Raw genomic sequence first — 26,705 nt, forward strand, 5'->3', positions numbered from 1 at the left:
GCGCCGCCAGAAAGTGTTGGGCCGGCAGAGATCGCACGAACACTGAGGATTGGCCGTGCCAGCGTCTACGCGCTTTGGCAGCGACCTGATCGATATTCTTTCCGTCAGCCGGTGATCAGCACCACTGGTGGCGCGTCCCTTCCGCTCCAGCCGTGTCGCATAAATTGCTCGCGAAACTCGGACTTGTGCGCCTGACTTGTGCGATAGAAATTTCTCTGAAAAATCAGCGGTTCCGATTTCGTAGCGGGTTTCAGGATTTGTGCGAACCCTAGCCCCCTCTATTTTAGTATTGATATTGGTCGTGCTATCAGAATCGCCCACCTTGGTCGGTTCGGGGTCTGAGTAGCAACGGAACAGAAACCCTACATAAGTAGGTGGTGGTCGGCTCCTGCGGTATCGCTACAATGAGTTGCCAACGGCTATTCCGTTCGCTCCTGGCCCCGTGTGCGATGGTTTAGCATCCTCAGAATTGCGATCCTCGTACCTGGATCGTAACGTGCTGAGCCATGTCGCAAAGAGAACCGCTGGCGAATCCTCAGATGCGGCCTCATCGTACAGCGCGATATAGTTCGGACCTTTCAGTCGCAAATTGTGGTCCAACTCGATGAGATCTCCTTTGCGAAGGATTTCTTCAATCACCTTGATCGGTGCCACCAAAGCACCTTGTCCACCGAGGGAGGCTTCGAGCGCGATGTAGAAGTGAGGAAAGCTCCGTGCATGAGAAGCTAGATGGATGGGAGCCGCGGCCGACAGCAGCCATTCTTCCAATTCACCAGGTCGAGTATCGGCTTTCAAGAGTGGAAATTTCCCGATGATTTCTCTGGGAAGCTCCCCAGCATACGCGTCGATAAGGTCTGGACGGCACACAAGACCAAGTTCCTCTCGAAAGAACGGTACCGATTTCAAATGGGGAGGGACGGCCCCGCCGCGTCGAATGGCCAGATCGAACGGCATCTCGTGCCAGTTTTCCGTTGTATGGGTTTGCCGGACGCGCACCCGAATGGATTCATTAAGCGCTTGGAAGTCGGGCAGCTTCGGCAGCAGCCAACGCATGGCGAACGTGGCCGGTGCGATCACCCTCAGAGGTGTGGTGTCAGCATTGACACTGAACGTCCCCAATGACTGAAAGATCAGCTTCAGCGCCATACCGACGTTATCGGCCAATTGCTGGGCTGCCGGCGTAGGAACCATCGAGCGCCGGTTTTCAGCGAACAGTCGTTCGCCAATCCAGATTTCAAGCGCTCCAATCTGCTTGCTGACAGCACTGTGTGTCACGAACAGTTCCTCAGCGGCAGCCGTTACGCTGCCGGTCCGCACGACGCTCTCGAACGCTACAAGCGCTTTCAATGGTGGAAGACGTTGCTGCATTCTGTTCCATTCTCTCACATAATAACGGAAGTAAAGTCGTTTTACTCTACGATGATAAAAAAGAATAATGCGGATTAGAGAAAGTAATAATCGACAGTAATCGTAAAAACTCATCACTATATGAGTTTTTCATGACAGTTTTATAACGAATGGTCGGCCATGCTATTGAAATCTTCTGCTAACCCCGAAAATCGTCCTTCGCTCCACATCAATGGTAGAACCTATCGCTGGCCGGTCAAGCCGGTCGTCGTTGTGTGTTTCGACGGGTGCGATCTGGCTTATCTGGATGCCGCCAGCACGGCAGGTCGAATCCCTACGATCGACAGGATGCGTCGCGAGGGCTTCGGTTCGACAGCGCTCGCCGCCATGCCGACTTTCACCAATCCGAACAACATCTCAATCGTTTGTGGGGCGCCGCCGGCGATACACGGCGTCTCCGGTAACTACTACATCGATCGTGAAACCGGCCGTGAAATCATGATGGTCGACGCCACGCCGATGCGCGCCGAAACGATCCTGGGCCGCTTCTCCCAGGACGGCGCAAGAGTGGCGATCGTCACGGCCAAGGACAAGTTGCGCAAGGCGCTCGCCTACAATCTTCAGGGCATTGCCTTCTCGGCCGAGAAGGCGCCCGAAAGCACGATGGGCGAACACGGCATAGACAATGTGCCTGAACTGATGGGTCGCTCGACACCGGATCAGTACTCTGCGGAGCTGTCACTTTACGTCCTTGATGCCGGCATCAAACTGCTGGCCGAGCGCACCCCCGAACTCATCTACCTGTCCTTGTCCGACTATGTGCAGCACAAGCACGCGCCGGGAACGCCGGAGGCCGATGACTTCATGGAGGCCGTCGACAAGCGCATTGCCGCTCTGCTGGCTAATGGGGCCGTTGTCGGCATCGTCGCCGATCACGGCATGAACGACATGTCGACATCGACGGGTGAGCCCAATGTCATCTATCTTGGTGATCTGCTTGACGCCGAATACGGAGAGGGAAGCACCCGCGTAATCTGCCCGATTGCTGATCCATACGTTCGGCATCATGGCGCATTGGGCGGGTTCGTGCGCGTCCACCTCAAGCGGCAGGGACTGGCTCCTGAACAGGTCGCCGCTTTCATTCGCGCTTGGCCGGGCATCGAAGAGGTGCTGGTACGCGCTGATGTCTGTAGGCGCTTCGAACTCCCGGAGGACAAGGAAGGGGATGTCGCAGTTATCGGTCTGCGCGGCGTCGCACTTGGCGCCCGTGCGGTCGATCACGATCTGACGGCTCTGGCTGGCGAACGTCTACGATCACATGGTGGGCTCGCCGAGCAGAACGTGCCGTTCATTCTCTCGCACCCCCTGCGTGCTGACCACATGGAGCGCGCTCGCACCTCGGCGCTGCGCAATTTCGACATCTTCGACTTTGCCCTGAACGGAGTGGAGGTCTGAATGCGCCGCGTTGTCGCCGTTATACTGGATGGCCTAAGGCGCGATTTTGTGCGCGAGGATACCACCCCCAATCTCCTTCAGTTGCGAGAAAGCTCCGAGTGGTTTGCGGCGCATCGAAGCGTGACGCCTTCGGTGACACGAGTTTGCTCCTCGAGTTTTACCACCGGATGTTCACCCGCGCAGCACGGCCTGGAGGGAAACTCTTTGGCACTGCTGGAGCAAGATCGTTTCGTCATCCATGATGCCGGACATCCGGATTTTCTGCAGCACCGCCGCCACGTCGTCGGCACGTCGCTCGACCGACCAGGGCTGGCGGAACTCCTGAAGGAGCGCGACGGCACTATCGTCTATTCCAATGTTTCGCCGGGGGCCGCCTACGCACATGATCCGGATGGTAATGGCTACGTCTATCATCGGGCAGGCTCTTTCGGGCCGGAACGCAAGCCCGAGCCAGCGGCACAAGCCCTTCAAATTGACACAGGCCTGGCTGGCGATCGCGCTTTAACCGAGCGATTCATCGCCGATGCCCTGACTGCTCGCCAGCCTGCGTTCGCGTTGCTCTGGCTGGGTCATCCGGACACGACGCAGCATGATGTTCCGCTCGGGTCGCCAGAACATATTGCCGCTTTGAACGAAGCCGATCGGCATGCCGGAATGGTGATCGACCAGGTCGATCGCCTTCGGAAGACTGGTGACGATATCCTTTTGCTGGTGGGATCGGATCATGGTCATCAGACCGTCCGTGCGGTGATCGATGTGTCGGCTGAAATTGCGTCACTCGGCTTTGGTGATCCGGTCGCCAAAGGCGATCTGATCGTGGTTCCCAATGGGACGGCGGTCCTGATCTATGCCACCGAGGAAGGTCGCAAGATTGTTCCCTCCCTCGTCGATCGGCTCTCGCGACAGCCATGGGCGGGAGAGATGTTTGCGGGCGAAGATCTCGGCAAGATCGGCCAGACATCGACACGCGGGTTAGCCCTGTTTCTCTCGATGGCCAGTGATGAGCAAGTCAATGAGTTTGGGGTGCCCGGTCGCAGTTATGCGGCACGTCCGCTATCCGGCAAGTCCGATCGTTTGGGTCGCGGACAGCACGGCGGACTTGGGGCCTACGAGCAATCGCCAGTCCTGATGATTGGTGGCCCAGGGTTTTCAGCATCAGCCGAACGCGAAGAAACGACATCCATCCTCGATATCGCCCCGACCATTTTGCGGCATCTCGGAATCGCGGCCTCAAGCATGCAGTGCCGCGCGCTTCAACGCGCTTGAGCGTGCAACGGACGTAACCAGGAATAGGACAATGATGACGATCCTCAATGCAACGAGAATGACCCGTCGAATGCTGTTGGCAACTGCATCCGGCCTCGGTTTGACACTGGCGGCAGCAGCGTTGCCGGTGACCGTATGGGCACAGGACAACGAACCAGTCAGAGGCGGCGTCCTGAAGATCGCCAGCCTTGGCCTGGATACCGCCGATCCGCACCGCCATACCGGCTCCATCGGGGTGCAGCAGATCTACGTCGAGGGTCTGACAAGCATCGCCAATGACGGAACAGCCAAGCCCTTTCTCGCTGAGAGATTTGAGGTGTCTGAAGACGGATTGTCCTACACGTTTCATCTGCGTGAAGGTGTCAAGTTCCACAACGGCGACACGATGACGTCTGCGGACGTCCTGGCCAATTTCGAGCGCGTAAAATCCAATGTCCAAGGTGGCTGGCTGGCGAGCGCGATGAAGTTCACCTCCGGTTTTGAGGCGCCTGACGAACACACTTTTGTTGTTCGCATGAGTGCCCCCTACGCTCCGTTCCTAAACCTCATTTCAGAGCTGTGGATCCTGTCGCCGAAATCGACCGGCTGGAACGACACGATCACCCAGCCGATCGGCACCGGTCCGTTCTTGTTCGGCAAATGGGCTCCGAACGTCCAGCTCAGCGCGCCGGCCTTTGCGGATTATTGGCAAGAGGATCTACCCTATCTCGATGCTGTCGAGTTCGACCTGCGCGATGCTGGCGATAGCAGCCTGGCCCTTCGGGCAGGAGACCTGCACATCGGATCAATTGATGTCGATTCGATCGCAGACATCAAGGCTACGACCGATGTTCACGTCGAGTATCTAAAAGGGACCAGCGTCGATTATTTCACCTTCAACAACCGCAAGGCCCGCGCGCCACTCGACAATCCCCGTGTCCGCGAGGCCATTGTCTATGCGCTTGATAAAGCCACTATTGCCAGTTTCGCAGCAGGCGAATCCGGAATTGTCAATAATCAGTGGGCATCCCCCACCAACGCATATTTCAACGAAGACGTGCGAAAGGCCGACAAGCACGCCAAGGCCGATCTGGCAACGGCGCGACGCATTCTGGACGAGGAGGGAATCAATCCGTCAGATCACACTCTCGAGATCATCTCGTGGGATCTGCCCCAGAATCAGGTCTATGTCGAAATGGTGCGGGCACTCGGCTTCAAAGTCGACTACATCCCCTACGAAGACCTCGGCCTGCAGCAGAGGCTGGACCGATATGATTGGGATATCGTGCTTGCTGGATCCGGGCCCCGCGCCGACGTCTATCTGCAATATGTCGTTATGACAAGCGACGGACCGAACGTGCGCTTCACAGGCGGAATTCAAGACCCCGAGTTTGACGCCGCTCTCAAGAAAGCGGTGACGACGCCGGATTTCGAGACGCGCAAGAACCTCTATCTGGATGCAGCGAAGATCATTGCGGACAAGCACTACGTGACCGTCATCAATCAATCGTCGGCGGCCTTCGGAGTGAGGAACGAAGTGCACGGCTTCGAGTTCGGTTACACCTACAGCCCCCACTACGCGGCTGGTGGCCTTGCTCATGCCTGGCTGAGCAAGAAGTGAAAACGTTGACTGGAAACGAAACCAAACGGGCCGGGGGCGCGTCGCGCGTCCTCGGCCTCCCTGGCGCTGCTAGCAATTGGACACGACGTATCTTCAAACTGCCGCGTGGGCTGATCGCCAGCCTAGTGATTATCGTCCTGTTCCTCGCCATGGCCGCCGTAGGTCCACAACTGATCGCGCACGATCCATTCCAGCAACACCTTCTAAGCCGAAACGTGGGGCCCAGTTCCGACTTCTGGTTCGGGACCGACAACTATGGTCGCGACGTCTTTGCGCGTTTGATACATGGGGCCAGGCTGACCCTCGCCGTCGGACTCGGCGGAACTGTAACCGCGCTCTTCCTGGGCGCATTCATCGGCCTCGCGGCCCTCGCTACCGGTCGATGGATTGCCGTGCCCGTGTTCGGAGTGATCGACTTTATTCGGTCTTTGCCAGACGTCCTCTTTGCCCTGATTCTGGTCGTGGCCGTAGGTCCCGGGCTTAGCTCTGTCACCCTGGCGCTTGGCGTCTCGTTTGCACCCTACTTCGCCTACGTCGCGAGAGCTGCCTGGAAGCGGGAGATGGCGGCCGACTATGTCATTGCCGCCAAAACCCTCGGCGCAAGCCGATGGCGTATCTTGTACCGCCACGCGCTGCCGAATGTCATCGGGGCCTTGGTGACGCTGGCGGCAGTCATTCTGCCACGCTGTGTCGTCACGGAGTCCGTATTGAGCTTTCTCGGTCTAGGTGCATCCCCTGATACACCAACCTGGGGCCGGATGATCTCTGATGCGACGCCTTTGTTCGAGCGAGCACCGCACGCTGCGATTGTACCGGTCTTCGCACTGTCAATAGTCACACTGGCGCTTGCGCTTCTTGCCAACCACGTTCGCGCACTGGTCGACCCGTTGCGCTCCGGCACACAAGAAAGGAAGCGCGCATGATGGCGGTCGCAACATACCTGTCTCACCTCGGTCGTAGCGTTCTGCTTATTGCAGCGGTCTCGATACTGGTTTTTCTGATGGTGCGCGTTGTTCCCGGCGACGCGGTAGACGTCCTGGCAATCCAGGGCGGCCTGACTCAGGAGCAGAGCGAGGCCATGCGCGAGGACCTCGGGCTGACCGCCTCGTGGCTCGAACAATACAGAAACTGGCTGCTTGGCGCGCTGCGGGGCGATCTCGGCTCCTCGCTCCGCTACCGCGTGCCTGCGGCAGATCTTCTGGTCAACGCCTTGCCGGTTACCATGGCGCTGGCCGGGGCCAGTGTTCTTCTGGGTTTGGTCCTTGGCGTCGTGACTGCACTTTTGGCGACTCTATGGCCGCGTTCGGTTTTTGTGCCGCTTGTGGATGTGCTGAATATCTGGTCGATCGCCGTGCCTACTTTCTGCTCAGGCCTCCTCGCCGTCCTGGTGTTTTCGCTTTGGCTAGGATGGCTTCCGGTGATCGGAAACTTCATAGTTCCTATCGTTATCCTGGGTGTCGACGCCGCAGGTCAGATCGTCAAACCGTTGCATGAGGAACTGAAGGAACTCGGCACCGCTCCGCATATCCGAACGGCACGGGCCAAAGGTCTAAGCCCAGCCAGGATCCTATTGGCTCACATTCTGCCTTCGACAGCGCCGCTCCTTCTGGCGATGATTAGCGTTGTTTCCGCCTCTTTTATTGGCGGCGTACTTACGATGGAGGTCCTGTTCGGGCTGCCCGGTATCGGCAGCCTGACATTCAACTCGATCAGCGGCCGCGACTATCCGCTAATTCAGGCCGTGGTCCTGTTCCTGGCGATCGCAGTCATCCTGATCAATTTTGCAACCGACCTGGTGCTGCGGCTGATTGATCCGCGGCCGGAGCACTGACATGCACTCAAGCTCGCCACTTCTCGATGTCCGAAATCTGACCATCACCTTCGCGAATGGACCCAATCCAACTCCGGTGGTTAGCGATGTCAGTTGGCGGCTCGACGCAGGACGCACTTTGGGGATTGTCGGAGAGTCGGGCTCCGGCAAGTCGCTGACCGCGCTCGCGCTGATGCACCTTCTGCCTGAGGCGGCAGCCATAAGCGAGAAGAGCCAGATTCTCCTGCGCGGTCGTGATATCAAGCACCTCTCCGAACCAGAGGCGCGAAACCTGCGTGGCGGCGAACTGGCAATCGTGTTTCAGGAGCCCATGGCCTGCCTGCACCCGATGATGCGAGTCGGACACCAGGTGCTTGAGGCGGTCAGGCGCCACAACAACTGTTCGCCGGCCGAAGCCCGCACGCGCGTAATATCTCTTCTGGACGAAGTGGGCTTGCCGCATCCCGAAATCATATATCGGCGGTACCCGCACGAACTGTCCGGTGGTCAGCAACAGCGCGTGATGATTGCGATGGCTCTTGCCGGAAATCCAGCGATCCTCATCGCCGACGAGCCGACCACGGCGCTCGACGTGACGGTGCAGGCGCAGATCCTCAAACTGCTGCGCCACCTGCAAAAGCAGCGGGGCATGGCGATGGTTTTCATCTCCCACGACCTGGCAGTGGTTTCTTCCATATCGGACGACGTTATCGTTATGCGCGACGGTCAACTTGTCGAGAGTGGCTCTGCAGCAGCGGTGCTATCAGCGCCGCAAAGTCCCTATGCCAGGATGTTGGTCGCTGCACGAAGCCGCCTCCGCGAACCAGCGCTTTCTTCTTCGTCTGACCATCAGCGGTCCGAGGTCTGCCTTGAGGTCAGCAACCTTCATGCGGCTTATCACGGCCGGGGATGGTTCAAATCATCCGTCCAGGCGGTTGATGGCGTGTCGTTCTCGCTTTCGCGCGGCCGCACGCTTGGCTTGATCGGGGAATCCGGCAGTGGCAAGAGTACGGTCGCCAAAGCGATCGTCGGATTGCTGAAGCCCACTGGCGGGGACGTTAGAATGTTCGCTCGATCTCTCGCTGCTGAGGGTTGGCGGCTATCAGAGGACCTCAGGCGCCAATGTCAGATCGTATTGCAGAACCCCTATGGAGCGTTGAACCCCAGGCTGACGATCGAGCAGGCTCTCAGAGAGCCGTTTTCTACGCTTTCGCTCCGGCCACCTGAAGGGGTGGCAGCTCGTATTGCATCCGGTCTCAACGAGGTGGGCCTCGATGAGGGCCTGCTTCGTCGGTTTCCGCACCAGCTGAGCGGCGGACAGCGACAGAGGGTGTGTATTGCCCGCGCCTTGATGTCGGAGCCGACGTTACTGATCTGCGATGAAATCGTCTCGGCTCTCGATGTGCATGTGCAATTCCAAGTCCTGCAGCTTCTTAAAAATCTACAGAAATCCAGACGTCTGTCGCTTCTGTTCATAGGGCACGATCTCGATGTCATTAGTTTTATTGCCGATGAGATCGCCGTCATGCACCGCGGACGCATCGTGGAGCAGGGGCCAGCGCGTGCGGTGATTAGCGATCCAAAGCATGCCTATAGCCAGGAACTGATTGCCTCCGCGCCCGCATTTGAAGCCGTTGGACATGCCGCAGCGGAGTTGGTCACATGTTGAGCGCCGTCCAGATTGCAGCCGATATCGCGGCCGGTCGAATCGCCCCCGAGCATTTCATCAAGGAGGCGTACAAGGCTTATGCCGAGTTGGAGCCTCAGGTGCAGGCTTTCGTCGAAGCGGATTTCGAGACTGCCCGAATTGCCAGCCTTACGGCGAGCGGACCGTTGCGAGGGCTTCCTTTCGCCGCGAAGGACAATTTTGATACGACCGATTTCTCTACGGCGTGCGGATCGTCGATTTACCAAGGTCATCGACCAACGCAAGACGCCGCCAGTGTCACGCTCGCAAGGAATGCCGGAGCGAATCTCGTGGGGAAAACGACATTGGCCGAGTTTGCGTTGTTCAAGGCGAGCGCGACCAGAAACCCTCACGATTTGACACGAACGCCCGGAGGATCATCGTCGGGATCCGCCGCAGCCGTCGCTGCGGGGATGGCTGCCTTCGCACTCGGCACGCAGACGGCCGGATCAGTCATTCGGCCTGCGGCCTTTTGTGGTGTCGCCGCCTACAAGCCCTCGTATGATCTCTTGCCGATGTCCGGCGTGAAACTTCTTGCCCCGTCACTCGACACGGTTGGGCTATTCGCGGCGACTGTGTCCGACCTGACATTTGTTGCGTCTACCATCCTCGGCCGATCACCGATAGGGGAAGTGGATCCACGCGCATTGCGGCTCGGCATCTGTTCTGGCTGGCAAGGGGCGGTGGCATCGTCCGGATGCATTGAGGCGCTGGGCAGCGTCACAACCTCAATGAAGCTCGCCGGAGCGCACGTCGCACGCCTCGAACTTCCAGATATCCTGCAGCAGGCTCACCAACTTCACGAGGCGATCATGGGGTATGAGGCCGTACGCGCTCTAGCGGAAGAACGAGAGTTCCACGGCAGCAAGCTGAGCGATCGCCTTGCAGCTTTCCTCGATGAAAATGCGGCGCAATCGGATGAGAACTACGGAGCTTCGCTGGCCGTCGCCGTGGCCGCTCGCGAGGCCGTAGCTGAGCTGTTTTCCGCTTTCGATGCGATTATTACCCCAAGCGCCCCGGGGGAGGCGCCAATCGGCCTGGAAAGTACCGGGTCGTCAGAATTTAACAGGCTTTGGACGTTGCTTCATCTACCTGTTGTAAATGTTAGCGGCATGAAAGGCGCAGAGGGACTCCCGCTTGGCATTCAAGTAGTCGGTGCCCACGGTGACGATGATCGAATTCTGCCAATCGCGGCCTCCGTTGAGCGTGTGATTTTGAATTCATATTGAAGTTTCAGTTCGTTTTCTCCGATATCTTGCCAGCCGTGAATCAACGTTCTGGTTTCTGCCTCGAATGCAAAGCAGCAGCAGCCCGATATAGGTTGCCCACGTTTCCTGGATATTGGTTCACTCATGAGGTCGCATAGAAAGAGCGTGCCAACCCCGCCATGAGAAAAATGCAAGATGTCACCTTCGCCCATTCGTCTCGCAACGCAATCTGACACTGCCTCCCGGATTCGCCTCTGAGCATCGATCACCCGTTTCACCCAAGAACGCTCTCGAACTCCACCACCTCAGCGATCGTGGCAATGTGCCCCGCCATGATATGGCCGCCGATTTCGTCCGTCATTTTCGCCGAGCGCTCAATATTTACCGAGTCTCCGGTCTTGAAGCGTCGCAGATTTGTGCGGTCTAGGGTCGCGGCCATTGCCTCAAAAGTCACGCGGGTACCAGAAACCCCGGTCACGCTCATGCACGTGCCCTCGACGCTGACGCTGGCTCCAGTCTTCAGATCGGTAATGAGTTCGTCTGTGAAGTCGATGGTAAATTCGGTGTGCCCAAGATGAGCTTTAACGGCTGCGAGCGGCCTGACCGCTTTAACGATACCGGTGTACATCAGGCTTGCCCTCTGCGTGATACATACCGCAGAGCGCTGACCGGAGAAGTAATGGGGGTGAAAGTTCTCATGTGAATGCATGATAGCAAAAACGCGCCCTCTGGGCACGCAATGACACCGGACTTGAGCGGCAAACACCTAGCAGCAGGCCGCCGACAGGCCGTTTTAGTTGGGGTGGATGCCCTCGGCGGCATCCACCCTGCCATAGTGGGGGTGATTGCAACCGCCACGAGAAGTCGATAGCGTTCGACAGGGAAATTACCGCGATTGATCTGGATCTGGCGAAGCATGTTTTTCACCGATCTTGCCATCCTCCTGAGGCGCGGCATCAACATCTAAATGGGTATCGACTACATGATGGATTGCTGTTCGCAATGCGTCCGCGTTTTCGTCCGAAAGCGTTGGGCCATGATCGATCCCTGCAACACCTCCAATAAATAGACCACTTTCTGCGTCTTTCGCTAAGGTGCAGACGTAATCGCGATACATCCAAGCCACTGTTCCACGCCGACGGGCCGATTGGCGGGCAAGCTTTCGGATCAAGCGTCGCTGCCGGAGGAAATTCGAAAGTCGTGCGCGCTTCATGCTAGGCCCGCTATGTTAGTCACCTATTGGAAATCTGCCACCAAGGATCGGCTTTAGGGCGTCATTTGTCCGGTCGTTGTCTGTATCGGCAGGCGGACTGGAAGGGAATTTCTTGGCGGCGTCATTCCTCATAGATTCGTGATTGGCTGTCCGAAGGACGATCCATGAACTTCCATCTCGCCGGATTTTAAATTGCCCAGCTTGTGGCTCTCGATACTTGATATCAGTCATTGCAATTCCCCAGTTGCCCGGTCGAGAAACGACCATGGAGTGGTATGGTTGTCAATGCGATATAGGTCCCGTAACGCTAAGAAATTCTTCTTAGGTCGGTGACGAAAGACGTGAGCCGATCTTGTGAGTAGCTAAGCCTTTGCCCTGGCCGCTTGTCCATCTCCAAGGACTTGGTTCAGCAGGGTCCGTCGAATCCGAAAACAGGCCACCGTGCAATTTTTCGCGGCCATACTTGGGTGATTTATTTCTGAGGTTCGTCAGAATTTTAGCAAGGCTTTCTTTGACGATGAGCCCAATACGGGGAAATCTGGGTGGCTCTGACACGACGCGTTCATCCCATCGCGGTTGAGCGCTTTCACCTTACGGAGGCGACTTCTCAAAATGGGTTATGCACTCAGTCTGCTCGACAAGAGCCCGATTTTTGACGGCCAAACGGCGAGTATTGCGTTAAAACGCACGGTGGCACTCGCCAAACAGGCCGAGAAATGGGGTTTTCACCGGTTCTGGGTAGCCGAGCACCACGATACATCAGGCGTTGCGAGTTCGTCACCTGAGGTGTTGATCGCTTTTCTGGCGGCAAATACATCGCGCATCCGTATTGGTTCCGGCGGGGTGATGCTGCAGCACTATAGCCCCTACAAAGTCGCGGAAAATTTCAATGTTCTGGCAGCTCTTGCCCCTGACCGGATTGATCTCGGTGTCGGGAAAGCACCTGGCGGCTTGCCATTTTCGACCCGTGCGCTGCAAGGACTGCTCGCCCGCCCGGAAAAGCCGGATTTTGCCGCCCAGCTCGCGCAGCTCAGTGCATTTCTCGACGATACGCTGCCATCGGTTCATCCGCTGGCAGGCGTGAAGGCTACCCCGGTGCCTGCTGTTTCGGTCCAGCGTTTCCTGCTCGGAGCGAGTGTCGACAGTGCTGAGCTTGCCGCAGCGCAGGGATGGGCCTTTGTGTTCGCCAGCCATCTCAACGGTGATGAAGAAGTCTTAAGGCAGACACTGGATGCCTACAGGGAGAAAGCGCCTGACGGCAGACCAATTCTTGCTGTCGGTGTGGTGGCCGCGGAAACGGACGCTGAGGCAGAACGGCTTGCGGGCAATCTTGAGCATTTCAAGGTTCATGTGAATGGTGGGCAGAGCGTGACGGTTGGCAGTGTCGAGCAGGCCAAGGAATATGCCCGGCAGTCCGGAGCGCGCGATTACCGCATCGAGAAGAAAATTCCCAACGTCATTCGCGGTTCTGCACGCAAGGTCATTGCTGACCTTGACCATCTGCACGAGCGCTACGGCATCAGTGAATTCATCATCGACACACCTATCAACGATGCGGCGCGACGACTGGCGTCGATCGAACTTCTGGCGCAGGCCCAATACGCGGTCGCCGCGTAACAAGGAGAAATCAGATGGTTAAGAAATCTGTTCGGTTCGGGGTGATGCTGCAAGGCCCTGGCGGCCATATGAACTCATGGAAGCATCCGAGCTCGCCGCCGGATGCGAGCGTCAACTTCAACTTCTATGTAGAACAGGCCAAAAAGGCTGAAGCTGCCGGCATTGCCTTCGCCTTCATTGCGGATGGGCTCTATATCAATGAAAAGTCCATTCCACATTTTCTCAACCGTTTCGAACCCATCGCGATCCTGTCGGCGCTCGCCGCCACGACATCGAAACTCGGCCTGGTCGGCACGTTGTCCACCTCCTATAGTGACCCGTTCACCGTTGCACGGCAGTTCGGATCGATCGACAAGATCAGCAACGGGCGTGCTGGGTGGAATGCCGTTACATCTCCGCTCGAAGGATCAGGTAAGAACTACGGTCGCGACCATCCCGACCATGCCCTTCGCTACGAGATTGCGGAAGAGCATCTCGATGTGGTCAAGGGCCTTTGGGACTCATGGGACGACGACGCCTTCATTCGCGACCGCGCCACCGGTCAATTCTACGACAAGTCCAAACTGCACAAGCTGAACCACCATGGCCGTTTCTTCAATTCAGAAGGACCGCTTAATATCGGCCGCTCGTTGCAGGGCCAGCCGGTCGTTTTCCAGGCTGGATCCTCGGATGATGGCATTGATCTGGCTGGCAAGCACGCCGATGGGGTCTTCACCAATCATGTGCCGATAGAGGACGCACAGATCTTCTACCGCCGCATCAAGGACAGCGCGAAGGCGCATGGCCGCAATCCCGATGAAGTTCTGATTTTCCCCGGTATCTCGCCTATCGTTGGCGCAACGGAAGAAGAGGCCGATGCGAAATACCGCGAAATCCGCGATCTGGTTACGATCGACGAGGCGCTGGCTTATCTGGGACGTTTCTTCGATCATCATGATTTCAGTGCCTATCCGCTCGACGCGCCGTTTCCGGAGCTTGGGGATATCGGCAAGAACAATTTTCGTTCAACCACCGATCGCATAAAACGTGACGCGAAGGCGAAGGGGCAGACCTTGCGTGAGGTGGCGCTTGAGGTCACGACACCCCGCAATTCCTTCACCGGCACGCCGGAAAAGATCGCCGAGGAACTGATCCGCTGGATCGACAATGACGCTGCGGACGGCTTCATCCTCGGCTTCCAGATTCTCGCGGCAGGGCTCGACGATTTCGTGCGTGACGTGCTGCCCGTTCTCGAAAGCCGCGGTTACCACCGTTCTGTCCTGCCGGGAGCGACCTTGCGCGAAAATCTCGGACTTCCGTTCCGCGAAAGCCGCTATGCCGAAGAGAACGCGGCGGCCACCAAGCCTGTTGCTCAAAAGGAAACCGTCTAGCGATGACGCATCATCCGGACAAGGTCGCGGTGGGCCTCGATCGATTTCTCGACGAGGCGATCGCACTTCGGCGTGATCTTCATGTCCACCCCGAGCTCGGCTATAATGAACATCGGACCAGCCAGATCGTTGCCGACAAGCTCAGCTCCTGGGGATATGACGTTGCCACAGGGATCGGCGGTACTGGCGTGGTTGGTACGTTGCAGAACGGTAAGGGTCCGAAACGCCTTGGCATTCGCGCAGATATGGACGCACTGCCGATAACAGAGACGACTGGCCTGTCCTATGCCAGCGGCACCCCGGGCCAGATGCATGCCTGCGGCCATGACGGCCATACCACCATCCTTCTGAACAGCGCCCGCTATCTCGCTGACACGCGAGATTTCACCGGCACTCTCAATCTCATCTTCCAGCCGGCGGAAGAGGGAGGGGCAGGTGCTCGCCGCATGATAAGGGATGGCCTGTTCGAGCGTTTCCCCTGCGACGCAGTCTTTGGCCTGCACAACTGGCCGGGCGTAGCAACGGGGCAATTCGGCTTCATTGCAGGTCCCGCCATGGCCTCTGTTGACAAGGTGACGATCCGTATCGTGGGGAAGGGCGGTCACGGAGCGCGTCCGCAGGAAACAGTCGATCCCGTTGTCGCCAGTGCTTCCCTGATCATGGCGTTGCAGAGCATCGTGGCACGCAATATCGATCCTTTGGACGCGGCGGTGATTACTGTCGGTACCATTCATGCGGGCATCGCGCCGAATGTCATTCCCGATAGTGTGGAGCTCGAGCTGACGGTCCGGACCTTCCGAGCGGACGTGCGTGAAACAATCAAGCAGCGCATCACGAACCTGGCCAAGGCACAGGCGGAGAGCTATGGAGCGACCGCCGAAATCGACTATCCGAGAGGATATCCGGTGCTTGTCAACCACTCCAACGAGACGGAATTCGCACGTCAGGTCGCCGTCACCCACTTCGGCGAAGAGAGAGTTGAGAACAATTTCCGGCCGATTTCCGCAAGTGAGGATTTCGCCTTCATGCTGGAAGAGTTGCCTGGCAGCTACCTCTTCATCGGCAACGGCGACAGTGCGCCACTGCACAGCCCGCTCTATGACTTCAATGACGAGATCATCGCCCCGGCGTCCCGCTACTGGGTCAAACTAGCCGAGGAATATCTCGCCAAGAATCCATCCTGAATTGTGAAAGGAAACGAGACAATCATGACTGATGTTTTCGTCTACACCACTCCCCATGACGAAAGAGCACGCCCCCTTGTCGAGGCGCTGATTGAAGAATATGAAAGCCGTTACGGCAACTACTTCGGCGAACCAGCACGCAATGAACTTACCCGCTATCCAGCCGAATATTTTGCGCCGCCACACGGTTCATTCCTTCTGCTGTTGCGTGACGGATTGACCATCGGCGGCGGCGCGTTCAAGCGCTATGATGAGCGAACAGCCGAACTGAAGCGCATCTGGACCCATGCCGATTTGCGCCAGCAGGGACTGGCGCGGAAGGTTGTCTATGAGCTGGAGGCGCAGGCAGTACGCCAAGGATATTCGCGCATTTATCTGACCACTGGATTCAGGCAGCCGGAGGCGACCCAGCTCTATCTGCGTTCGGGATATACCGCGCTCTTTGACGTCGATGTTGATCCGGAAGTCTATGGCCATCTGGCCTTCGAAAAAGACATCAGTCACCTCGCAGCCCAAACGCCATCGCAGGCCGGAGAAGCCGGTAAGCTTTCAACACATGCGGCTTGAATGGGGCGAAATACCGCAATCCTGACGCCAAACACGCCATGGGATTTAATGCTCAAGAAGCAGCAATTTTTGCAACAATGCTTCCGATAAACCCCGTGCCACGCAGCATCCATCTTTGACTGTTTCCTCTAAACACTACTAAATCACTCGAGTAAAATTTCATCCCGGAAAGTATCGAACAGATCCGGGATAGCTCGATGATACGTATTGCAAAGAGGATCCGATAACATGGCGATTGCGACAGATTATTCCGATGCCCGCTCTCTGCCGCAATCTTCCAGCGGAGGTGAGGATTACACGCATTACAGGATCGTCAAGGCAAAGTACCCCGCGCGTTTCTTCGGAACACTTTTTGCAGCATTCGTCATTGTCGTCACGTTGCAGTCTATACTCACCAACCCGAAGTGGGGCTGGAGCGTTTTTGCCGAGTGGTTTTTTGCCGCGCCCGTCTTGGCTGGCCTCGCCCGAACCCTTCTTCTGACCGCCTTGGCGACGGTGCTTGGCTTCGCGCTTGGCACGGCTCTGGCGCTGGCCCGGGTTTCGAAATCGCCACTGCTGGGCGGACTTTCCTGGGCCTATATCTGGCTGCTTCGCTCCATCCCACTCATCGTTCTGCTTTTGATACTCAACAACCTCGGCTACCTTTACGCGACTGTCCGGATCGGTGTTCCCTACACGGATATTCTCTTCGCCGAATATCCGACGATTTCGATCTTGAGCCCCTTTGCGGCAGCCCTGATCGGACTCAGCCTTAACCAGGCAGCCTTCTCTTCGGAAATCATCCGGGGTGGTATCCTGTCGGTCGACCAGGGTCAACTCGAGGCAGCGGCGGCTCTCGGTCTCCCACGCACGCGGCAGGCCTTCCGGATCATCCTTCCTCAGGCGATGCGCACCATCTTGCCAACAGGGTTCAACGAGATCATCAGTTTGGCCAAGGGCACGTCCATGGTCTACGTGCTCGCCCTGCCGGAACTGTTCTATACGGTGCAGGTGATCTATCGCCGCAACCTTGAGGTTGTGCCGTTGCTCATGGTCGCGACCGTCTGGTACCTGATCATCATGACGGTCCTTTCCGTCGGGCAATATTATATCGAGCGATATTTTGCCAAAGGCGCGCTGCGCAATGCCCCGGTCTCGCTGTTTGGCCCTACGCTGCGCCGTCTGTTCGGTGCACCGATCCTGGCGCGGCCGCAAATCGAGCCTGCGTCTCTGGTCAGTTCGCACGGCCAGCTTCCGCCACTACCGAAGACCGGCGCGCAAAGGGAGACATTCGGGCAATGGCGCGCACCTGGATGGGTGAAAATCCACGGCGTGTCAAAAAGCTTTGGACAGTTGAAGGTTCTGGACAATATCCGCCTCGATATCAAAGCCGGAAGCGTCACGGCAATTCTCGGTCCATCAGGCTCGGGCAAATCCACTCTCCTGCGTACGATCAATCATCTTGAGCGTGTGGATGATGGTTTTATCACTGTCGACGGTGAGCTGGTCGGATACCGCAAGAGTGGCAGGACACTTTATGAGCTGAAGGAGAAAGACATCCTGAAGCGCCGCGCCGAAGTCGGCATGGTGTTCCAGAGTTTTAATCTCTTTCCTCATCTGACCGTGCTTGAGAATATCATAGAAGCACCGGTTTCGCTGAAGCGGCTGAGCCGTCCCGAAGCCATCAACCTTGCATGCGACCTGCTCGCCCGCGTTGGTCTTGGCGACAAGACCAACACCTATCCCCGGCAGCTTTCTGGCGGCCAGCAACAGCGCGTTGCCATTGCACGAGCGCTCGCGCTTCGTCCTAAAGTCCTGTTGTTTGACGAGCCGACATCGGCACTCGATCCCGAGCTCGTCGGCGAGGTTCTGGATGTCATCAAGGAGCTCGCGCGCTCCGGAACGACACTGATCATTGTGACACATGAAATCGGTTTCGCCCGCGAAGTTGCCGATACTGTCATCTTCATGGATGCCGGGAAGATCGTTGAAACAGGATCGCCCGATCAGATCTTGAACCGTCCCGCAAACGCCCGGACTGCCGAGTTTCTGGCCAAGGTTCTCTGAGCACTACCGGCAGGGTCTGCACGGCTTCCATGTCAAATCGGACTCGGCTGGAAACCACCACTAGTTAACCAAGACCCAATGCTTTTGAAAAGGGGCCAAGCATGACAAAGAGACTAGCACTGATATCAGCAATTGCCGGCGGTTTAATTGCCGCCACAGCAGGGCTGGGATACACGGCAAGCGATGATTTCGACCTAAGTCCTCAGCAAAAGGATCGCGTTAGGGCAGAGAAAAGCGAAAAGGCGATCGAGGCCGTTTCGAAAGACTTCAAGTTTATCAGCGATGGCAAGCTCACCATTGGTTTGAACCCGGGGAATCCTCCACTCAGCACCTATGCAACAGATGCGACGACGGTGGTTGGATATGATGTCGATCTCGCACAACTGGTCGCAGATAGCCTCGGGCGCGAACTTGTTCTCGTTCCAGTCACCTGGGCCGATTGGCCGCTTGGCTTGCAATCCGGGAAGTTCGATGCCGTCATTTCCAATGTGACCGTCACCGAGCAGCGCAAGGAGAAATTCGATTTCTCAACCTATCGCAAGGACGAGCTCGGCTTCTACGTCAAAGCCGACGGACCCATCAAATCAATCAAGGAGCCAAAGGATATCGCTGGTCTGAAAGTGATTACGGATCCGGGCACAAACCAGGAGAAAATCCTGCTTGCCTGGGACAAGCAGAATGTCGGCAACGGCCTGAAGCCGATTGAGGTGCAATATTACGATGACGAGGCGGTCAAATACCTTGCTATCGAATCCGGGCGTGCCGATGCCGTTTTCAGCGTAAATGCGACGCAGGCCTACAAGGCGAAGGTCAATGGCAAGACAAGGCTCGTCGGCACGGTGAGCGGCGGCTGGCCGATCACGGCGGAGGTTGCCGTGACAACGCGCAAGGGAAGCGGTGCCGCCGACGGCATCACCGAAGCGCTCAATGAACTCATCGCCAACGGGAAATATAAGCAGGTTCTCGACCGCTGGAATCTCGGTTCCGAGGCAATTGACAAGGCTGCAACCAACCCTCCCGGACTGCCGAACAGCTGATTTTCATCCCACCTGGAGAAGCCGCACCAAAATGCGGCTTCCTCTTCGCGCCGTGTCAGCAAAGTACGAGGATTTCAAATGACAGTATACCTATCCCACCATCCGCAATATAGCCGCTCACCTGAACCTGAAGGTTTGCAGCGTCGCCATGGACCAGGAGGGCATGCTGCCTGATGCCTTCGAAGCCGTCTGCCGCGAGCATCGGCCGGCCGCGCTCTATGCCCAGCCGACCATGCACAACCCCACCACGGCTATTATGAGCATCGAGCGCCGCAAGGCGATTGCCGGGATTGCTCGAAAACATGGCGTGGCGATATTCGAAGACGATATCTACAGCCTGCTTCCGACCGATCTGCCGCCGCCACTCTCCGCCTACGCTCCCGAGCTTTCCTGGTACGTGCTCGGCACTGCCAAGAGCATGGCGCCCGTATTCAAGGTGGCCTATGTCGTTGCGCCTTCGGCAGAGGCTGCGAGAACTCGCTTCTGGCCCGGCGACCGTGCGACCTACTGGATGTGCGCCCCTCAAAAAGGGGTTTGTCTAGCATGCGACAGAATATCGCGATCACGCTTTCCTTATTTAAAAACAGATGCTTAGTGATTGGCCCTCATAAGAGGTGAACGGCTTCAGAAATCGGCTAGGTGCAGAATAGGAGCACAGCGGAGATCTGCCATCGGCGGACATAGCCGTGAGTGATGCGGCGTGGTTAAACTGTTCGGAATTGTTGTCCGTTTTTGCACCCCATGTTGGTCATTCAGAGCGATTTCACCGTTATCCAAAGCTGGCCATCGTCAGCATAGAGCTGTAGTCAATCGTTGCTTCAATTGCGGACACTACAGAATTTGCGACCCACCCCTTGACGTTTTTCGCTGCAAGTTGGTTATGAGTGGCGGATAGGGCAGTGGGGTCGGGTGAATGAAGAGCAATCTCGCGTATAGCCGGGATATATTGGCTATGGAGGACAAGGACCTTGAAGTCTTCGTTCACCGCTGGGTGGCTCGTCAGGTCAAAAAGTATCCGGACCACCATCTCTTCGGGAACGCCAACGACCTTGGCCGCGACGCCGTCGGCTTTCTTTCCCTCAACCGCCACGACGCCGCGTGGGACAACTTTCAGTGCAAAATGCTGAGCAAGACCGTGGACGACGGTGCGGTGTACGAAGAGATCGGCAAAATTCTATTCCATGCGTCGGAAGGTGAGTTCACCCCGCCGCATCGGTTTTTTTTCGTAGCACCTAAGGGGTTCAACCGGAAGGCTGAGAAGCTCCTGTATAGCCCAGCCTTCTTCAAACAGCAGATACTGCAAGAATGGGACAAGCGTTGCGCAAGACGGATTCGCACAGGTCCGCCGATACCGCTGTCTGACAAGCTTAGAGGCGTCATTGAAACTTATCCTTTCGAGCACATCTTCGGCATTGATCTCCCGAAGATTCTTACGATGGACGACATAAAACTCGTTCTCGCGGATGCTTTCGGCGATGACCCTGGCGACGCGCCAAGCGGCGTCGTGCCGGCCGATGTCTCTAACACCGAAGGGTACGTTCAGCAGCTTATCGAGATCTATTCAAACGATGAAGGCTCCTCTTTCGCGGACGCCGCGGAGGTGTTGCGGCACGCCAAGCACGGCCCTAATCTCACGATGCAGCGGCGTCGATATTTCGATGCTGACGCATTCCGACGGTATTTTCGAGATAACCTTGACCCGGAGCATGTCGAGAAATTTAGCGACGAAATCCTTTCGGGTGTTTTCGACGTGCACGCATCCACTAGCGGTGTGAGCCGACTCAGTGATGTCATGAAGCAGGCCGGAACTTTGCCCATTTCGGGTATTTTCGGTAGGCACAACCGTGCCACCACACAAGTGAAGCAAGGGACCTGCCACCATCTTGCGAACGATGGAGTGCTCCCTTGGAACAAGTGATCGACGAAAGCACTCCTGTCTTCAATGGTTCGGTCGAGATCGGTCTGCGCTCACTCTTGCTACTTGAAGCCTTTTATCCCGAAAAGCTCGACCTCAATGCGATCTCTTTGTTGGATTACTTCGTGGTCCACACTGCTGACATTGGCGGCCCGGACAGCCTGCACCCGGCTATCTCTGCGCGCGTTGGCGAATATCGTGTTCGACGCACTCTGATCCAAGATGCTTTGCATATGCTTCGTCGGATCAGCCTAATCGAGATCGTGGAGGCTGACGATGGCATCAGGTTCGTTTCTGGAGACGACGCGCCGGCATTCGTCAAGCTGCTGAGTTCTGACTACAACCGCGATCTGTCAACCCGTGCCACATGGTTGGCCGACCGTGTCCGCGAAGACGGCACGCATTTCTTCACATACATGCGGCAGTTGCTCGACCGGTGGAGCCTTGAGTTCCAAACTGAGGAGGGGCTGACAAATGGCTGAGACTCATCCCTTTATTCGCCTCGAGCATCTCACCTACATTGGTTCAAATGTGCCAACGGTGGGTATCGACTTCAATGACGACCTCACCATTCTCCTTGGCGGCTCCAATACAGGGAAAAGCTACACTGTGGCGACGCTGAATTTCATGTTCGGTGGGGAAACGCCTGACACTCCTACCGAGGGCGATGACTATGAATCCGCATTGCTCGGAATGTCTTTTGACGACGGAACCGGCGTCACACTTCGACGAGCCTTGAGGGGTGGCGATATCGAGGTATTCGATGGTCTAGCGCCGGACGGTGATCTCGACGGTCGTTCGGGTAGGGTGCTTGCTGCCGCTCATGGTAAAGGCGGCAAGAAGAAGGACGGCAGCATCTCGGAGTTCCTGCTAGCCAAACTCGGCATCGGAAACGTCAAGATTGCCTCGACGCAGGCGGCGAAGCTCGACACGTTCTCGATGCGCTTTTTCATGCCCTATGTTCTGATCGATGAAGACAGAATGTTGAGTGGCAAAACACCAACAGAAATCCACTCAAAGAGCACCGATCCCCTAAATAAGAACACGTTCCGGTTCTTACTGACAGGCAAGGACGACTCCGCAATGGCGAAAGTTCCCGACAAGAAGACATTGGATGCTGGCAAGTCAGGAAAGCTGCAACTGCTTGATGAGATGATTTCAGATCTGGACGGTCAGCTTGGCAGCCATGATATGCCCGAGGTGATCGAGCAGCGCGATCGCCTACAATCTCATCTGGAAAATATCGGCGAGGAACTTTCTCACGTCCAAGAGCAGCTCGATGAACGGTCGCAACTTCGCCGAGATGCTCTGGATACCCAAGCTAACGTCGATGCCCACGTCGCGCATCTGCTTGCAATGCAACAGCGGTTTCTTGACCTGAAACGCACCTACGAAACGGACATTCGTCGACTTGAAGCGATAGAGGAAGGTGGTTTCCTGTTCCAGCGTTTCGAAAACGCACCATGCCCTATGTGCGGCGCCTTGCCTGGCCACCAACATAAGCCGCATCCCCTTAGTGATGTCGATCGCCAGATCACCGCTACTCGGGCAGAGATCACGAAAATTCGTCGCGACATGAGCGAGCTCGATGTAACGCTCGCAAGTGTGTTAGCCGAGATCGAGGGGCTCGAAGGGCGTAGCAAGAATCTTGGCGCCGAAGCACAAAGCCACTTTGAGGAAATCAAACGTCTCCGCCCAGCCGAAGCGAACATGCGGAATGGCTACAAAGGCGACATTTCCCGTCTGGAGGAGATCGAGCAGATCATAGCGGTAGCTGTGCGCCGTGACGAACTCGCAACAAGAAAGACGGCTATTGCTTCGATTAAGTACGGGCAGCAGAAAGCAGAAGGTCTGACCATTGGTATCGACGGTCCCACAGGTCACCGGTTCGCGCAAGTGGTTCAGAAAGTGCTAACTGCCTGGGAGTACCCAGGCCTCGAGGCTGTCACATGGAACGATGGGAAGTATGACATCGCGATCAATGGAAAACTCCGTGGGCGCAACGGCAAAGGCGTCAAAGCACTGCTACGCACGGCATTTTCAGTCGCCTTCGTCATTTACTGCAAAGACGAAGAGTTGCCCCACCCCGGCTTCCTAGTCTTGGACTCCCCCCTGCTGACGTATAGAGAAGAAATAGACAACGATCCGCTGACCGAAGAAGAAAAGGTTATTAAGGCAACGCCATTGGATATTCGGTTCTATGAACACTTGGCGTCCATTTCGAGCTTCTGTCAAATCTATGTGGTGGAGAACAAGACCCCACCAGCGAACCTTCGGGGTCAGACCATCGTATTTGCGAAGCCAGACCGCCGCGGGCTTTTCCCGGTATGACGGAGCCCGCTATCCGCTGACGCTAGTCGGCTTCCTCAGCGCCTGTGGAACTCACGTGTAGCTTACGCCTCCAGCAGAAAAGGCGACCCGAGTGGATTCGAACTGATGGCCGATGGCCGAGCGAGCCTGCGTGGGTTCGACTTGGCGGAACGATCGACGATTCCTTGTTGGGCTGGAGTACACACTCGCTCCGTCGTACTTAGGCCTCGATCGTCGACAAGGCGACCGACAATCTTCGCGTGGTGTAAATCCTGCTGGGTCACACCAGATCGAAAAACACCGTCCGATGCTTGCGGCAATCCGCCGTTCGGAAGCCGATCTCACCGCGCTCAGGCACTGGCGGGAGGAGATGGATCGCACCAAGCTCAGTCAGGATGTCGGCGTCGGTGCGGATATTGAGTTCCATCGTGCTGTCGCGACGGCAAGCGGGAACGGCAAAGTCGCCGATTTCCAGCGCTACCTGTCACTGTTGCTAAGTCAGAGCGTGACGATCGCCCGCAACAATACACTGACGCAACGCGGGCCGGCTCACGTGGATAGCGTCATCAACGATCACAGAGACATCTACCACGCCATCAATGCCGGTTCGGCCGCCGACGCGCGTAGCGCCATGCGCCGTCATCTTCTGCTAGCGGCCACCCGGCTTGGCGTCATCGGGGAGGGTGAAGTGGCGCTCCTGTCGTAGAATATATGTCTTGGTAAGGAACGAGAGCGTCTGTTTCAGCTGCATGGAGCGGCGGCTGACGGAACTGTGGTGTTTCGCAAGAAGCTGTTGCGGTCGCAGTTCCGGAAGTTCATGGCGGCCCAGCCGGCATGTATCGTCGCCATGGAGGCGTGCGGCAGTGCTCATTACGGGGCTCGAGAGATGGCGCGGCGGACGCGGAGGGCACTGTTGAGCGTGGCGGTGGATGTCGATGACGGAGTTGGCGGGGCACGTCGGCGTTGTCCTGGAGTGCCGGTTAATAACCGGCACTCCAGGGTCTGCACACTTCGTCAGTAACCGAGCGCCTCGCCCGAGGCGGCGCGGCTGTCGATGGCGCCGTTGTATCGGGCCCCCCCGCCCTTCTGGATTTGGGCAAGATCTTTGCCGCCGACCAGGATGCCAGCACCATAGCCCCAGATTGGCCAGTTCGGATCGCCCTGCACCTTGTAGCCCATACCCGTGAGGATCTTCCCTGTGTCGGGCGAGAGCGCGTGCGGCTCCGCATAGACTGCATCCGGCAGCCACTGGTGATGGATGCGCGGCGCGTCGATCGCTTCCTGTATGTCCATGCCGTGGTCGATGACATTGAGGATCGCTTCCAGCGTGATGGTAATAATGCGTGAACCGCCGGGGCTTCCGATCACCATGAAGGGTTTGCCATCCTTGGTGATGATGGTGGGGCTCATCGAGGACAGCGGCGTCTTCTTGGGAGCGATCGCATTGGCCTCGCCCTGCACGAGGCCGAATTGGTTTGGTACCCCGGGCTTGGACGTAAAGTCGTCCATCTCGTTGTTGAGCAGAATGCCGGTGCCGGGCGCAACCGCTCCGGTGCCGAAGGAACCATTGAGCGTATAGGTAACGGCCACGGCATTGCCGTCATTGTCGATGATCGAGAAATGCGTAGTCTCCCTGGGCTCGCCGAGGTCCCTGGGCATCAGGTCCTGCGACACGCCGGCGCGGTAGGGATTGATATTGGCACGGATCTCGGCGGCGTAATTCTTGTCCAGCAGGTGATCGACTGGATTTTTGACGAAATCCGGATCGCCCAGTGCTGAATTGCGGTCGACATAGGCATAGCGCATCGCCTCGGCCATCAGATGGACGGTGTCAGCCGATCCCCAACCGAGGTAGGAGAGCGGATAGCCTTCCAGTACGTTGAGGATCTCGCAGATGATCACGCCGCCTGAGCTCGGCGGGGGCGATGAGATGATGTCGTAGCCACGGTAGTTGCAGGTGACGGGCTTGAGCTCGCGTACCTTGTACTGCTCGAAATCTGCTTTAGCGAGGATACCACCTTTGGCGGCACTGGCCTTAACGATGGCGTCGGCAATAGGCCCCTCGTAGAATGCGTCCGGCCCTTGCTGGGAGATGGCTTCGAGCGAGGCAGCGAGATCGGGCTGCGCCAGCTTTTCACCGGTCCCATAGGGCTTGCCGTCAGGCTTGAGGTAGATAGCGGCGGCAGCCGTGTCGCGCTTCAGCCAGTCGGCGCCATCCCTGAAGGAGGCGGCATCCCCTTGATTGAGCACGAACCCGTCACGGGCCAGGCGAATGCCGGGCTCCATCAGGTCCTGGCGAGCCATTGTGCCATATTTCTCGCGGGCATATTCGAAGCCGGCCACCGAGCCGGGCACACCCACCGCGAGATAGCCATCCATACTGGCGCCCTTCACGGGATTACCCTTATCGTCGAGATACATGGTCTTGGTCGAGGCGAGCGGCGCGCGCTCCCGGAAATCGATGAAGGTCGACTTGCCATCCTTGGTGCGGATGGTCATGAAGCCGCCGCCGCCGATATTGCCGGCCTCGGGCCAGACCACGGCAAGCGTGTAGCCCACGGCAACCGCAGCATCGACAGCATTGCCGCCCTTCTTGAGCACGTCGACGCCCGCCTGCGTGGCGAGGTGCTGCGTAGTCACCACCATGCCATGCTCGGCCTCGATGGGCGCGGGCGAGGCGGCGAAGGCCGGGGTGAGCGGGGCAAAAGCAAGAGCGAGGGCAAGACCGACGGCAATCGTCGAGCGGGCATGAGGCATGGGCGTCCTCCCTGGACTGGTGAAGCCTCTGCAGCGGATCTCTAGCGCCCGCCGCTTGAAGGCTTTGTTACATTAAATAGAATTGTGAACTGGACGTCCTTTAAGGGGACTGAGTAGCAACGGAGCAGAAAACCTACCCTCCGTTTTAAGGCAAAAAAATCCTAGCGCGGATTGGTCACTTCGTTTAGAGCCACTTTTGAGTGTTTGGAGAGAACCACTTTCCCTGACGCCGAGACGTATAATCCAGTCGCTCGACCCGGTCGAGGACCACGGGAAACAGCGGTCTCACGGCGGTTTTGTTGCAACGGCTGAATGG

The 26,705-nt window shown here is 57.3% G+C and carries 22 protein-coding genes and 2 pseudogenes; 19 read left to right on the forward strand and 5 right to left on the reverse strand.

The features are described 5' to 3' along the window. Window positions 1-399 precede the first annotated feature (399 nt). The gene (locus BLM14_RS26585; RefSeq protein ID WP_162293259.1) at window positions 400-1,368 is read right to left on the reverse strand and encodes a LysR family transcriptional regulator; all 969 of its coding nucleotides are present in this window, start codon (window positions 1,366-1,368) and stop codon (window positions 400-402) included. 159 nt (window positions 1,369-1,527) lie between these two features. Here BLM14_RS26585 and phnA point away from each other — a divergent pair, with 159 nt between their 5' ends. The 7 genes from phnA to BLM14_RS26620 are packed head-to-tail and all read left to right on the forward strand — an operon-like array spanning window position 1,528 to window position 10,394. Next, on the forward strand, window positions 1,528-2,802 hold the full coding sequence (phnA, locus tag BLM14_RS26590; RefSeq protein WP_100003084.1) for a phosphonoacetate hydrolase: 1,275 nt from the start codon (window positions 1,528-1,530) through the stop codon (window positions 2,800-2,802). Further along, window positions 2,803-4,068 (forward strand): alkaline phosphatase family protein, encoded by a 1,266-nt coding sequence (locus tag BLM14_RS26595; RefSeq protein ID WP_100003085.1) that lies wholly within the window; start codon window positions 2,803-2,805, stop codon window positions 4,066-4,068. A 31-nt stretch (window positions 4,069-4,099) separates the two neighbouring features. Then, window positions 4,100-5,668 (forward strand): ABC transporter substrate-binding protein, encoded by a 1,569-nt coding sequence (locus tag BLM14_RS26600; protein WP_207795638.1) that lies wholly within the window; start codon window positions 4,100-4,102, stop codon window positions 5,666-5,668. Between the two features lie 5 nt (window positions 5,669-5,673). Then, window positions 5,674-6,591 (forward strand): ABC transporter permease, encoded by a 918-nt coding sequence (locus BLM14_RS26605; protein WP_207795639.1) that lies wholly within the window; start codon window positions 5,674-5,676, stop codon window positions 6,589-6,591. Further along, window positions 6,588-7,499 (forward strand): ABC transporter permease, encoded by a 912-nt coding sequence (locus BLM14_RS26610; RefSeq protein ID WP_100003086.1) that lies wholly within the window; start codon window positions 6,588-6,590, stop codon window positions 7,497-7,499. The genes BLM14_RS26605 and BLM14_RS26610 overlap by 4 nt, the downstream gene beginning before the upstream one ends. A 1-nt stretch (window position 7,500) precedes the next feature. Continuing rightward, on the forward strand, window positions 7,501-9,147 hold the full coding sequence (locus tag BLM14_RS26615; RefSeq protein WP_100003087.1) for a dipeptide ABC transporter ATP-binding protein: 1,647 nt from the start codon (window positions 7,501-7,503) through the stop codon (window positions 9,145-9,147). Further along, window positions 9,141-10,394 carry an amidase gene (locus tag BLM14_RS26620; RefSeq protein ID WP_100003088.1) on the forward strand — a complete coding sequence of 418 codons (1,254 nt, stop codon included), beginning with the start codon at window positions 9,141-9,143 and terminating at the stop codon, window positions 10,392-10,394. The genes BLM14_RS26615 and BLM14_RS26620 overlap by 7 nt, the downstream gene beginning before the upstream one ends. On the opposite strand, the gene BLM14_RS32825 is transcribed toward BLM14_RS26620, so the two are convergent. The 3 genes and pseudogenes from BLM14_RS32825 to BLM14_RS26630 form a co-directional block, all read right to left on the reverse strand. Further along, window positions 10,310-10,585 (reverse strand): hypothetical protein, encoded by a 276-nt coding sequence (locus BLM14_RS32825; RefSeq protein ID WP_418314282.1) that lies wholly within the window; start codon window positions 10,583-10,585, stop codon window positions 10,310-10,312. The two genes, BLM14_RS26620 and BLM14_RS32825, sit on opposite strands and share 85 nt — an antisense overlap. An 83-nt stretch (window positions 10,586-10,668) precedes the next feature. After that, a pseudogene (locus tag BLM14_RS26625) lies at window positions 10,669-11,001 on the reverse strand (riboflavin synthase); the annotation flags it as partial. Between the two features lie 258 nt (window positions 11,002-11,259). Next, window positions 11,260-11,490: a hypothetical protein gene (locus BLM14_RS26630; protein WP_100003090.1), complete on the reverse strand. Its 231-nt coding sequence runs from the start codon at window positions 11,488-11,490 to the stop codon at window positions 11,260-11,262. A 708-nt stretch (window positions 11,491-12,198) separates the two neighbouring features. Here BLM14_RS26630 and BLM14_RS26635 point away from each other — a divergent pair. The 12 genes and pseudogenes from BLM14_RS26635 to BLM14_RS32830 all read left to right on the forward strand — a co-directional run. Beyond that, window positions 12,199-13,203, forward strand: a complete 1,005-nt coding sequence (locus tag BLM14_RS26635; RefSeq protein WP_100003091.1) for an LLM class flavin-dependent oxidoreductase — start codon at window positions 12,199-12,201, stop codon at window positions 13,201-13,203. Between the two features lie 14 nt (window positions 13,204-13,217). Next, window positions 13,218-14,573, forward strand: coding sequence for an LLM class flavin-dependent oxidoreductase (locus tag BLM14_RS26640; RefSeq protein ID WP_100003092.1), 1,356 nt, complete (start codon window positions 13,218-13,220; stop codon window positions 14,571-14,573). A 2-nt stretch (window positions 14,574-14,575) separates the two neighbouring features. Beyond that, a complete protein-coding gene (locus BLM14_RS26645) occupies window positions 14,576-15,757 on the forward strand; it encodes a M20 aminoacylase family protein (RefSeq protein ID WP_100003093.1) in 1,182 nt (393 codons plus the stop codon). 24 nt (window positions 15,758-15,781) lie between these two features. Further along, complete coding sequence (locus BLM14_RS26650; RefSeq protein WP_100003094.1) at window positions 15,782-16,324, forward strand: GNAT family N-acetyltransferase; 543 nt, start codon at window positions 15,782-15,784, stop codon at window positions 16,322-16,324. A 228-nt stretch (window positions 16,325-16,552) separates the two neighbouring features. After that, the gene (locus BLM14_RS32495) at window positions 16,553-18,370 is read left to right on the forward strand and encodes an amino acid ABC transporter permease/ATP-binding protein (protein ID WP_100003095.1); all 1,818 of its coding nucleotides are present in this window, start codon (window positions 16,553-16,555) and stop codon (window positions 18,368-18,370) included. A gap of 101 nt (window positions 18,371-18,471) precedes the next feature. Continuing rightward, window positions 18,472-19,407: an ABC transporter substrate-binding protein gene (locus BLM14_RS26660; protein ID WP_100003096.1), complete on the forward strand. Its 936-nt coding sequence runs from the start codon at window positions 18,472-18,474 to the stop codon at window positions 19,405-19,407. Window positions 19,408-19,555: 148 nt separating this feature from the next. Beyond that, a complete protein-coding gene (locus BLM14_RS26665; protein ID WP_100003097.1) occupies window positions 19,556-20,002 on the forward strand; it encodes an aminotransferase-like domain-containing protein in 447 nt (148 codons plus the stop codon). 318 nt (window positions 20,003-20,320) lie between these two features. Continuing rightward, complete coding sequence (locus tag BLM14_RS26670; RefSeq protein WP_100003098.1) at window positions 20,321-21,325, forward strand: ABC-three component system protein; 1,005 nt, start codon at window positions 20,321-20,323, stop codon at window positions 21,323-21,325. Continuing rightward, on the forward strand, window positions 21,322-21,804 hold the full coding sequence (locus tag BLM14_RS26675) for an ABC-three component system middle component 2 (RefSeq protein WP_157929615.1): 483 nt from the start codon (window positions 21,322-21,324) through the stop codon (window positions 21,802-21,804). Before BLM14_RS26670 ends, BLM14_RS26675 begins: the two co-directional genes overlap by 4 nt. Then, window positions 21,797-23,653, forward strand: coding sequence for a coiled-coil domain-containing protein (locus tag BLM14_RS26680; protein ID WP_100003100.1), 1,857 nt, complete (start codon window positions 21,797-21,799; stop codon window positions 23,651-23,653). Before BLM14_RS26675 ends, BLM14_RS26680 begins: the two co-directional genes overlap by 8 nt. A 286-nt stretch (window positions 23,654-23,939) precedes the next feature. Then, a complete protein-coding gene (locus BLM14_RS26685; RefSeq protein ID WP_157929616.1) occupies window positions 23,940-24,338 on the forward strand; it encodes a FadR/GntR family transcriptional regulator in 399 nt (132 codons plus the stop codon). Between the two features lie 3 nt (window positions 24,339-24,341). Then, window positions 24,342-24,524: pseudogene (locus BLM14_RS32830) on the forward strand (hypothetical protein); the annotation flags it as partial. Window positions 24,525-24,646: 122 nt separating this feature from the next. Here the strand turns inward: BLM14_RS32830 and ggt are convergent. Next, window positions 24,647-26,389 carry a gamma-glutamyltransferase gene (gene ggt, locus BLM14_RS26695; RefSeq protein WP_100003102.1) on the reverse strand — a complete coding sequence of 581 codons (1,743 nt, stop codon included), beginning with the start codon at window positions 26,387-26,389 and terminating at the stop codon, window positions 24,647-24,649. Window positions 26,390-26,705 lie beyond the last annotated feature (316 nt).

Origin of the sequence: Phyllobacterium zundukense, assembly GCF_002764115.1 — a bacterium.
In the GTDB taxonomy this organism is placed as follows: Bacteria; Pseudomonadota; Alphaproteobacteria; order Rhizobiales; family Rhizobiaceae; genus Phyllobacterium; species Phyllobacterium zundukense.